The organism is Chromatiales bacterium 21-64-14 (genome assembly GCA_002255365.1).
Classification (GTDB): Bacteria; Pseudomonadota; Gammaproteobacteria; order 21-64-14; family 21-64-14; genus 21-64-14.
Genome location: NCBI01000054.1, coordinates 1 through 11,947 on the forward strand (window position 1 = coordinate 1; position 11,947 = coordinate 11,947).

Annotated in this window: 5 protein-coding genes; all 5 read right to left on the reverse strand. The window is 63.7% G+C overall.

Annotated elements, in window-relative coordinates; translation table 11 throughout:
* Positions 1-440 precede the first annotated feature (440 nt).
* Positions 441-3,929 (reverse strand): hypothetical protein, encoded by a 3,489-nt coding sequence (locus tag B7Z66_14585; GenBank protein OYV74977.1) that lies wholly within the window; start codon positions 3,927-3,929, stop codon positions 441-443.
* Between the two features lie 196 nt (positions 3,930-4,125).
* Positions 4,126-4,755: a hypothetical protein gene (locus tag B7Z66_14590; GenBank protein OYV74978.1), complete on the reverse strand. Its 630-nt coding sequence runs from the start codon at positions 4,753-4,755 to the stop codon at positions 4,126-4,128.
* 542 nt (positions 4,756-5,297) lie between these two features.
* Entirely contained in the window at positions 5,298-7,916 is a 2,619-nt protein-coding gene (locus tag B7Z66_14595) for a hypothetical protein (protein ID OYV74979.1), read from the reverse strand.
* A gap of 32 nt (positions 7,917-7,948) precedes the next feature.
* Positions 7,949-8,374 (reverse strand): two-component system response regulator, encoded by a 426-nt coding sequence (locus B7Z66_14600; protein ID OYV74980.1) that lies wholly within the window; start codon positions 8,372-8,374, stop codon positions 7,949-7,951.
* Between the two features lie 11 nt (positions 8,375-8,385).
* Complete coding sequence (locus tag B7Z66_14605) at positions 8,386-10,893, reverse strand: hypothetical protein (protein ID OYV74981.1); 2,508 nt, start codon at positions 10,891-10,893, stop codon at positions 8,386-8,388.
* Positions 10,894-11,947 lie beyond the last annotated feature (1,054 nt).

Below are 11,947 nucleotides of genomic sequence, written 5' to 3' on the forward strand. Positions count from 1 at the left end.
TAACAACATCGTACCAGTCTCGGTGGCCAGCCTTCTCATTAAATTTCAATCCGTTACATCAATGTCGCTATACCGCTGCGGCTAAACTCAGTGGCATTCGCCTATAGACTATGTCTATAGGTGCAAACTTAGGGCGGTCAAACAGGATTTCCACGGTTCTTTAATTTCGAGCGGACCCGCGAGAACTGAACGCTCCTCATCCGGGTACCGCCGGGGGTGGCAAGCGCCGCCTGGCGGTAGCGCCGGGCCACGATCGGGTCGGGCGCCACGCACCCCAGACATGGCAAATCTGGATCGCAGTCCCCGCCTACGTGCTTGTTGCCTTCTACCGGTGCCTGGAGCTGGCAGTCGCCCATGGGGCGAGGCGGATCATCTGCCGGTCCGATTCCCAACTCTTGGTCCGTCAATTCCAAGGCGAATACACGGTCGGAGAGAGAGATTTATGGCCGTCGTACTGGTGTGCCCGGCGGCTCAAGTCGCTGGTGCACGGCCTCCCGGAGCCGGATGCGCAGGTGGTCCTCATCCAACGGTAGTTGGATGTATTCGGCCACTGGATCCTGGCCGACGGACTCAGTAGTGCTCCGGCGGGCGGTATCCCGAACCAGCATGATGCGCGCCGTGTTTGGATAGATCCCCCGGACTCGACGCATGAACGCCTCCCCGATGGTCCCGAAGACCTCCTCGCCCGTGAAAACGACTGCCACGTCCTGTGCGGCGAGTGCCTCGAAGGCCCCCTCCATATTGCCCGCGGTCACGATCCGGTACTCACCCGGGTCCAGGACCCGCCCAAGTGCCGCCACGACGTCGGGCCCGCTGCCCACGACCAGGATTGTCGCCAGGTCCCCGTAGGCCGGCTCCGGAAACGCAAACCGTGCTCCGGCTCGCAGGCGTTCACAGAATTCCTCAGCAGGAACGGGCTTGCTGAAGAAGTACCCCTGCACCTCATCGCAGCCCTCGCGCGCCAATAACCGCATCTGTCCCGCCGTCTCCACCCCCTCCGCGATCACCCGCATGCCGAGCCCATGGGCGATCGCCACCACCGAGCGCGCGATCAGAAAGCTGTCCGGATCGCCGGCCATGTCCTGTACGAACGATTGATCGATCTTGAGCATGTCCACCGGGAACCTCCGCAGGTACCCTAGCGAAGAGTACCCGGTCCCGAAATCGTCGATGGACAGGTGGACCCCCGACGCCTTGAACGCGCGCAGTGCATCGACGGTACGGGCCGCGTTCCCCATGTAGACGTTCTCCGTGATCTCCAGCTCCAGGTTGCGCGGCTCGATGCCCGTTTCGGCCACGATCTCGTCCACCCGCGCGGGAAGGTTCGAGTCCTGAAATTGGCGCGCCGACACGTTGACCGCCATCTTGACGGCGACGCCGGTCGTCTCCTTCCATACGACCTGCTGGGCGCACGCAGTGCGCAGCACCCAGTCCCCGACGACACTGATGAGGCCCGTGTCCTCTAGAAGGGGCACGAACGCCGCCGGGGAGACCAAACCCTTTTCCGGATGCCGCCAGCGCAGCAGCGCCTCAGCGCCCACGATCCTCCCCTGGGCCAACTCCACCTGGGGCTGATAGTGGAGCAAGAATTCATTGCGCTCGATGGCTAGGCGCAGGGCCTGTTCGAGTGCGTGGCGCTCCTGGGTCCTGACGTTCATGTCCGGGGCGTAGAAACGGATCTGCTCCTCGTCCGCTGCCGGTATCGAGTGCAACGCGAGTTCGGCGTGGGCGAGCAGCGCCTCGGGGTCCTTGCCGTCCTCCGGTCCAAGCGCGATCCCGATCCGGGCGTCGAGCACCACCGTCTGCGCCTCGATAGCCACAGGGCGCCGGATGGCCGCGAGGGCGCGCTGCACGATAATGTCGACCTCGTGCGGGTGATTGATGTCGGCCAGGAGCAGGGCAAACTCATCGCCGCCCAGGCGCGCGACGGTATGCGTTCCAAAGCGGGCCACCGTGTCGCTCGTGCGAACCACGCCGGTGAGCCGCGCACCGATCTCGCACAGCGCCTGGTCGCCGGCGTGTCGGCCGAGGGTGTCCGAGACTTTGCGGAACTGAACCAGGTCGATCGCGAAGACCGCCGTGCGTCCGCCGGAGCGCCGTCCCCTGGCAAGCGCCTGTCCGATCCGGTCGTAGAATAGCGCCCGGTTGGCGAGCCCGGTGAGCGGATCGTAGTAGGCAAGATGACGAAGCTGTCGTTCCTGCTCGCTATACTCGAGCCCGAGCCCGGTGTCGGCGGCGAGCTCCTCCAACAGGTGGATCTCCTCGGGGTCGAAAAACCCCGGCTCACCGGCGTACAACGCCAGGGCCCCGATGACGCGCTGTTGCACCTGAAGCGGAAAGGCCGCCACGGAGCGCAAGCCACCCGCACGTGCAAGCTCGCGCCACGGCGCCATGCGGGCGTCCTGCTCGATATCGTTGCATACCATGTATGTTCTGGAACGCAGCGCGCGACCGATGGGGCCGCCGCCCTCCGGGACATCCTCCCGCATCGAAATCCGGATCCCCTTGACGTAGTCCTGACCGCTTCCAGCCCAGGCCTTGGGCACAACGTCCCCGCTCTCTGGATCCACCATCCCGATCCAGGCAAGACGAAAACCCCCCTGATCGACCGCGACGCGGCAGGCTTCGGTGAGCAGCGCCTCGCGCTCGCGAATCCGCAGCAGCGCGCTGTTGATGCCACTCAATACCCTGTAGACCCGATTGAGGCGCTCGACCCGCCGATGTTGCGCCAGGATTTCCACGGTACGCCGCTCGAGCGCGGCGGCCATTTCATCAAAATCGGCGGCCAGTTCTCCGAGCTCGCTGCCCCCGCGCACGGCATGCGTACGGGCAGTGAGATCGCCGGTCGCCAGGCGCCGGGTAGCCGCAAGCAAGGCGCGCACGGGTTGCAGCACGAAAACGCTGCCCCCAAGCCACGCCAGCATAAACACCACTGCCGTGGTCAACGCCAGGAGTAAGAGTTCGCGCCGCGTCGTCTGATAGACCTGCGCGTAGGCGATCTTCGCGGGAATCCCCACGATGACGTGCAAGTCGTGGGCACTACCGAGGTGGCGGACCCGTGAAAACGCATAGAGACGGGACACGCCATCCGGACCTCGGGTGTGGACGACCCCGTCTCCCGCGGGCGCGTTGGGAACGCGTCCGAGTGGGGTATTGGCCAGTGCCTTTCCCGACCACCGTTGGCCGTGGGGGTAGTGGAAGAGTACTTGGCCGGTGGGGTCGAGCACGGTCAGCGTCGCGCCGGCAGGCAGGTGGTCGTTGTCGGATAACGCGTCGAGCCAGTCGAGCTTCAGCGCGGCAATCAGCAGTGCCGTCACCCGACCCTGGGGGTCGAGGAGCGGGTAGGCGGCCACCAGGACGGGTAGCCCCGTCATCTGGCCGATTTGATAGTTGCCGAGCGAGAACGTGTGCGTCTTGAGCGCCCGTTGAAAAAATGCTCCCCGCGCCGGGTCTACGGGGTGGCGCAATCCCACCGCACTACAAAGCACGCGCGCGTCCGGCGCGATGAGGGCGAAATTGGCATATTGGGTCGTGTGGGCGAGGAGACCCGCGAGGAGCCGATCGCAGCGGGCGGGAGACGCCGAGCGCACTTGGGGCAGACCGGCGAGAAATGCCAGTAGCTGATGGGTTTGGCGAATCCGTTGCGCCTCGCGAAGGCTTATGTGTTGGGCCACGTCCATGGCTTGGCCCTGCGCGGCCTCGGTGGCCTGGAGGTGTTCCCGGCGTGCCGTGTACCCAATGACGCCAAGCGCCGGCAGAACCGCAACGCCTACCAACAGGAGCAGGCGTGCGCGCAGCCCCCAAAGGTGGCGATGTGGCGCCGCCCGCCGGCCCGATGATCCGTTCCCAGCCGCGGATCGGGCTTCGTGCCGCTCTTCCCCATCCCGGCGACCCTGGTCGCCACTATCGCACTCGGCATCCGCCGTCATCGCCGCGACACCCCTTGCTCGGCAGTGTTACCGGTGGAGATTAGTACGGTTCTCGGGACTCGCCAACGTCGGTAAACCCACCCTGGGCTACGCGCTTCACAATACATGCCTAAGGTGCCCGCAGGCAAAGGGATGGGGAACCTCACCCCTCCCAGCGCACCGGCGTGCCCGGGCCGCCCGAGGAAGCGTTCGGCGATTAACCCGATGGCACCGCCCAGGCGTGGTCCCTACCCGCCTCCCAGGACGCCCACGCCCCTTCGTCGACCCCCAGGCGTCTGGCGGTCTCCTTGACCGACCCGCCAAGGCTCCGGCGCCGGGCAGTGAGCCGGCCTCCCACGGTTTGGGCGGGAGTGCTCGGGTCATCCATGCCCCTGGGGTCAGCCACAATCTTCTTGTATCGGCTCCCCGCATCGGCATCCCGCGAGGTCAACTCCAGACGGTTCAGCGTGCTCTTGCCCGCCAGGGCGCAGCCCTTGTCCTGATCTCGTTTGCGTCTCTTGCCCAATACGTCCCGTTTGTCACTGAGTACCGCCAACAGAGGATCATGGCACAAACGGTCGTGGTCATTGAGGTCTTCATACCCCAGCGCCAAGCCCATCATCCGTTGCTTGATCAGCGACTCCACCGAATGCTCTACCTGCCCAGCGTCCCGGTAATCGGTGAAACACACGGCCAGTCGCTTGAGAATCTGTGTGCGCTGCTCGACCTCGCGCAGCAACAAGCCACCACCGTCTGAACTGATCCGGCCACCGTCAAATCGCCCCACCACCACACGGCGGCCAAGACCGTGAAATTCCATCCGATCCGCTGTACACTCTGTCTTCATAAGGCCGTCTTTCCTTTTAGCTATAACCCCTTGTTCGCGCAAGTGTTATGCCAGGGAAAACGGCCTTTTTCAATCCTATTCGGTGGGAAATGCGGGCTAGCTGGCGCACGCAGGTGAGTATTGTGTCTCTATCCACGATGCCGTAGCCAGCACCTGAGGAAACGGATTCGGACAGACCTGACCTCCAGGTTGTGAGAAAACCAACCTCAGCGCTACAACATGCAGTGGCATTGGATGGCGTTTGCTCTTGCTTTGAGACCGGTTAATGGGTGAACCCGACGTTCCCCAGCGGCTGTTTGGAACATCTCGCGGGCTCGCGGGAATTTTTCCGGCTCAAAACGCTCGGGGCGACCTATGCGCAAACGTACACCACAGCCCGTGGCTCTCGCCCAAGATTCAGGGTGAGGCTCAAAAATATCGGATTTCGCCAACCGCGGATGGCCCGCATTCTGGGGTGTGTCTCAACCGGTCCAGACCAGCTGGTACTACCCGTAGCGGCCGGGACCGCACGACGCGTTGTTACGACGCCCTGCGGACATATTTTAGCAGCCGTTCCCACCGAGATCGATGTCACCCTGCGTGAGGAGGCGCGCGACTTCCTCGGACGGCACGGGGCGGCTGAAGAGGAACCCCTGTCCCGCGCCGCATCGGCGGTCCTTAAGCATCTTGAGCTGCGCCCGCGTCTCCACACCCTCAGCGGTCACCTCCAGGCCCAGCGCCTGCGCCATAGAAATGATGGCGCTCGCGAGCGCCACGTCGTTGGCATCCTGCGGAATGTCGCGAATGAATGACCGGTCGATTTTCACACGCGCGATGGGCAGACTTTTCAGATAAGAAACGTTCGAGTAGCCGGTTCCGAAGTCGTCGATCACGAACTGCACCTGCATGGCGCTAAGCCTCTCGAGTACCGCAATGGTGCTGTCGCGGTTCTGCATCAGACAACTTTCGGTGATCTCGAGCTCCAGCAGCGACAGATCGAAGCCGGTGCGGTTTGCAATGGCGACGATACGACTCGGCAGGTCGAGATCCTGGAATTGCGGTGGAGAGACGTTTACCGCCAGTCGCAACCCCGTGCCGGCGGGCAGCCCCCAGTCCGCATATTGCTGGCATGCGGCGGAAAGTACCCAATCTCCCAGGCGCGAAATGAGCCCCGTCTCCTCCGCCACGGGGATGAATTCCAGCGGTGGTACCAAGCCGCGTTTGGGGTGTCGCCAGCGGACCAGCGCCTCGACGCCGAGGATGCGGCCGCTTTCCAGATCCACCACAGGCTGATAGTGCAGGACGAACTCGTCGTGGTCCAATGCGTGGCGCAGCGCGGTCTCCATCGACAGACGTTCGTTTGCCTTGCCTCCCATTTCCGCGGAGAAAAACTCGAAACCGTCGCCGCCCCGCTCCTTGGCGCGGTACATGGCGATGTCGGCGTTGCGCAGCAGAGCGTCCGCATCATCTGCGTCCGCCGGATACAGCGTCATGCCGAGGCTACCGGTCGCGAACAGCTCGTGACCCGAGACGTGGAAAGGCTTGGCGAGGGCATCCAGTACCTTACGCGCCACGGGAATGGCATCATTCGCCCCCGCGAGGTCCACCACCAGGATGGTAAATTCATCGCCCGAAAGCCTGGCGACCGTGTCGCCCTCGCGCACGCAGCGCACGAGCCGCTCGGCCACGCGCTGGAGCAGTAGGTCGCCGACGCCGTGCCCCAGACTGTCGTTGATGGTCTTGAAACGATCAAGATCCAGCAACATTACTCCCAGCGGTCGGCGATGACGGTTGGCTTCCGCTATGGCCTGCTTCAAACGGTCAGCGAGCAGCACACGGTTAGGCAGTCCCGTGACTACGTCATAATGGGCCAAATAATTGAGGCGGTCCTCCGCACGTTTGCGCTGGATAACCGCCCCGAGCTGACTTGCAACACCACGCAGGAGATGAACCAGCCTATCGTCCTTCGCGCGCGCCTCCCCCGGGAACAGCTCAAGGATCGCCACCACGTTCTCGCCCGCCAGTACCGGAACACCTACTGCGGCCCCTAGACCAACTTGGCGCGCCACCTTCTCCCGGTGCGGATCGAATTCGCGTGCCGCGTCCTCCGTCCACTGCACCGCTCTCGTGGCCCAGGTTCTTCCCGGCAGCCCGTCGCCCTCCTTATAGGCACAGCTCACACTGGTGGCGCGGAAGGCCTCCCCCCCCGGAACGCTGCAGTGCCAAGCCGGGCTGCACTCCAGGGTCCCCCCGTCAGCGCACGGAACCCAGGCCTGGGCCAGCACGCACTCAGTGGCTTGGCAGATCATGTTCAGTGCCACCGCAAGCGCGGCATGCATGTCACTGGCCTGCCCTGCGGCCTGGATAGTGGTCTGCAATAGGCGCAGCTCTTGCTCGGTGCGCTTGCGTTCGGTGATGTCGCGCAAGATCACCGTGAAAGTCGTACCAATCTCATCGGTGAGTCGCGAGATGCTGGCCTCGGCGGGGAACTCCTGTCCGTTCTTGCGCAGCCCCCTCACTTCCATGCGCTCGGCCATGGAACGTGCGCTCTGCGTGCTACGACCGAACTCCGCCACATGCGCCTGATGAGCACCGCGATAGCGCTCCGGTAACAGCATGTCCAACGGCTGGTCGATAACCTCGCCCCACCTGTAGCCAAAGATCTGCTCCGCCCCGCGATTGAAGGTCACGATGCGCTGTCCCCCGTCGATGCAGATAACGGCATCCGGCGCCATGGTTAGGACGTTTCGGAAGCGTTCCTCGGCGACGCGCTGCGCCGCCTCCACCCGTACGTGGTCGCGCCGGACCTCGGCCTCGTGCAGCTCGCGATCGACCGCGGGAACGAGGCGTTTTAGGTTGCCTTTCATGATATAGTCCTGAGCGCCTGCCCTCATGGCCTGCACCGCCACCTCCTCACCGATGGTGCCCGAGACGAATATGAACGGCGTATCCGGATCCCGCTCGCGGATAATGGCCAGCGCGTCCGTGCCGCGAAAACTTGGCATGGTGTAATCGGCCAGCACGATATCCCAATGTCCGATCTTCAGTGCCCTGCTCAGAGATTGCGCGCTGTCCACGCGTTCCCACTGTGGGTCGTACCCCCCGGCCCGGAGCGCGCGCAGCAGCAGTTCGCAGTCGTCCTCCGAATCCTCCACGACAAGCACCTGCAGCGTTTCGATCATTGCGATTCTCCTGTGACGCGCCGGACGTGCACCTAGCCCGGAGGGGGCTCGTTGAGAAGCAGCCAATAGAGTCCGAGCTGGCGCGCCGCCTCCAGAAACTGGTCGAAGTCCACCGGCTTGCGCACATAGCTGTTGGCGCCCAGGCTGTAGCTGGCCGCCAAATCCTGCTCTTCGCGCGACGAGGTGAGAATCACCACCGGAAGCAGGCGGATAGACTCGTGGGCGCGGATGCGGCGCAGCACCTCCAGCCCGTCCACCTTGGGCAACTTCAGGTCCAGCAGGACCACGGCCGGCATCCCCGGTGCGCCGGGGGAGAGTTTGAGAAGATAGTCCAGCGCCTCTACCCCGTCGCGGGCCACCACCACCCGGTTGCAGATGTTGTTCTTGCGGAACGCCCGCAGCGTGAGTGCCTCGTCATCGGGGTTGTCCTCCACGAGAAGGATGATCCTGTCGTCCATTGTATCCCCCGTCATAGGGTAAAGAAGAAGGTCGCGCCGCAACCCACCCGGCCTTCGGCCCAGACGCGACCGCCATGTTTCAGCACCGCACGCTTCACGGTGGCAAGTCCGATCCCCGATCCGGGAAACTCGCGCACATCGTGCAGGCGCTGGAAGGCCCCGAACAGCTTGTCGACGTAGGCCATGTCGAAACCGGCGCCGTTATCCCGGACGAAATACACGGGTTCCCCGTCGTTCTGCTCGGCGCCAAACTCCACACGCCCATCAGAGCGGCCGGCGGTAAACTTCCACGCGTTGCTCAGAAGGTTCTTCAGCGCCACGCGTAGCAGACGCCGGTCGCCTTGCGTCTGCAGCCCGGGCGCGATGGCACACTCGATTTGACGCCCCGGATCGGCGCTGGAAAGTTCACTGACCACATCGCCGGCCAGTGCCGAGAGGTCCACCGCCTCCCGATTCAGCTCGGCACGCGTCACACGTGACAGGCGCAGGAGGTCGTCGATCAGCTCTCCCATGCGCTGAACGCCGGCACGCACGCGTCGGAGATAATCGCGGGCCGTGGTATCGAGAGCCTGTCCGTAGTCCTCCAGCAGGGCCTGGCTGAACCCGTCGATGGCGCGCAGGGGCGCGCGCAGGTCATGGGAAACGGAATAGCTGAATGACTCCAGCTCCTTGTTGAGGACCTCCAATTCGGCACCATGGCGTCCCAGTTCCGCGTTTAGATTACGGATCTCGACCTCGGCCTTGCGCCGTTCGGTCAAGTCGCGCACGCTTGCTACAACTACGTGTTCCGCTTCGGTTAGATGGGGGCTCAGGCTCACCTCGATCGGGAACTCGCTTCCGTCCCTGCGTCGGGCGAACAACTCCCGCCGCTGACCCAGGGACCGTGCCACCGGCTGCTTCCAGTAGTCCGTGCGGCGGTGCACGTGAACGCCGCGTAGGCGCTCGGGAACCAGGAGCTCCACCAAACAGCCCACCAGTTCAGTGCGTGAGTAGCCGAACAGTTGTTCCGCCTGGGAATTCACCAAGTCTATCCTGCCCTCTCGATTAACGATCACGATACCGTCCGGCGCCGTTTCAAGGAGACCCCGGAAACGCGCCTCACTGTCGCGCAGCGCCAACTCCGCGTCGCGATGGGCGGTGATATCGGCGATCACTCCGTCTAAGATCACGTCGTCCGTCGTGCCGTCGACCCGGGCCACCGCGCTCTGCCGTGCCCAGAATCGGCGGCCGTGCAACGTACGCATCTCCATTTCCTCCCCCGTCACGGCACCCAACTCCATGACCCGGTCCGAGAACGCCTGCCGCGCCGCCGGATCCAGGTGCAGGTCGCTCACGGGATGACTCATAAGCTCCGCGCGTGAGCCGGCCTCAAACATCTGCACCAGCGCGTCGTTCACCTCGAGAAACCGCCCCTCCGAGCCAACGGTCTTGCGATATATGCCCACGTTCAGGTTGTTGATTACGTCGGCATAACGCTTGTGGGCCCGGCCTGTCTCCGTCTCCGCCTCGCGCCAGCGTCCGATCAGGCGGGCGAACGCCCATACCGTAGCGCCGAGGATCAGCGTGGCGGCGCCGAACAATTTCAGGTACCAGTCACGCAATGGCACCAGATGTGCAGCAACTTCGCGGGGCGGTAGATAGGACACGACGATCCAATAACGCCCCTGCGGCACGTCGGTCTCGGGCGAAATACGCATGAAGGTAAACCAGCCGCGACGGGTGTGTAATGCGCCCGCTTGCTTGGAGGTGACTGTATGCCAAACACGCGGATAACGGTACGCCATCGTCCGTCTACGCCGGTCGGACAGCATGAAGCCCCATTCATCCGCCGGGACTGGACCATGGAGCCAGAACCCCCGCCGGTTGACCAGCCACATCTGATTACCAAACCCGATCTCCTGCTGAACCGCAGCCAGTAGGCCCGCTCCGAGATAGTTGAACACGACGATTCCCCTTTTGGCCGCGTGCGCGTCCACTACTGGGGCGACAAAGCGGATGGTGGGCTTGAAGGGGCGCTCGATCTTCCCGTGTTCCGTATTGAGGTCGAACGCGGAGACGTAGATCTGACCGGGCTTGAGCGCCAAACCACGCCGCACGTAGTAGCGGCCCGACTTATCCTGCAGCTGGTCATCGGGAACGATCGACGGGTGTCCGCCGTCGAAGTTCACCCGCACCACTTCCCGCCCGGCGCGATTCAGGTATCGGATCTGATCATAGACACGTTTGCGGGCGGCGAACGCGAGGTAGTCGTTGGCGAGATGCCGACGCTCTGTACTTGCCTCCAGCCTCGGGGGTCCGCTCAGGGCCGCGCGGTCGGCGAGATAACGGAGGTCGGCGACCACACCGGAGAGAGCGCTGTCAACGGCGCCCTGCGCGCTATACACGGCCCGCCACTGCGCGTAGCCAAGCTTGCGTTCTACATCCTGGGCTTGCATGCGATGGAGCAAGTACAAAACGACGCCCAGCACGAGCATGGTGGGGACGAAGAGGCTGAGGAAGCGACGGTACACGTGGTGCAACCCCGCTACCGGGCCGGTTGCCTTCGGTCGTTCGGGTACGTTAGAGGTACGTTAGAGCGCGCCGGAGGGTTATCTTACCGGCCGTCGCGAAGATCAGGTTGTGAATACGTTCACAGAATACGACTCTCTCTGTCAGATCCCTACACTCGCAACGTGTCTTGCTCAGGCGACACCTTCGTGTGCACACCGGTCAGCGCATCTAACGCACCGAACTCGATCCACCTAGCTCCAAGCTTTTTCCACTCGCTCGACGCGGAATATTACGGCAGTCGATAGGCGGTGACGCGGTCACGATACATTCTATGTAGTTTTTCTCACCGTTATTCTGTAGATGTCTGTCCGACAATATTCTCCCGCAAACGTAGACGCGCAATCACCGTCCTATACATCTGCTTGGGGCAACGCGTAGCCACTTCAGCCCCGGGGATGATCGCCGAGGCGCGTACACACCTCGCGCATGCTGCTGATGTAAATTATAGCGCACATCCCCAGTGGCGATCCGGCGCACGGGCGGCGGATCTCGTACACCCCTGGCTCCGGGGGTACCTACTGATACCGTGCCTCTGCCGTCAACGGTAAGGCGGGCCAAAATCAGACTGCAATACTCGGGTATTCTGAACGCCGTTCACGCGCACGGGCGTGCCTCGGGATGCCCAGATCACGGCGGATATAAACCACCGTGCGCAAGCCGCCGGGCGCCGAACTCTTCGCGTATCGCCGCAGCCTGCACTACCCTGGCCCCGCCAGCCGGTCCGCCCGGCATCGCCCCGGCGCAGCCGGTCTCCCGCTTCCGCCGTCCCGCTCTCCCTGGCTCCACCTATCCGCCGCCCTCCCACACGCAACAACGTCGGCATCCGAGCGGACAGTACGAGCGCGCGTCAGTGAGGTCGCCACGCATACCATGGGTAGCTTCACGCAGCGTAGGAGCGGACAGTGGTGGTGGCTCGTACGCGGCAAGGGCGGCAAGGAAGCCTCCATCCCGGTACCCAATGACTTCCCCGAGATCCTCGCCCGGTATCGCCGGTTCCACGGCCTACCGACTATTCCTATGCCC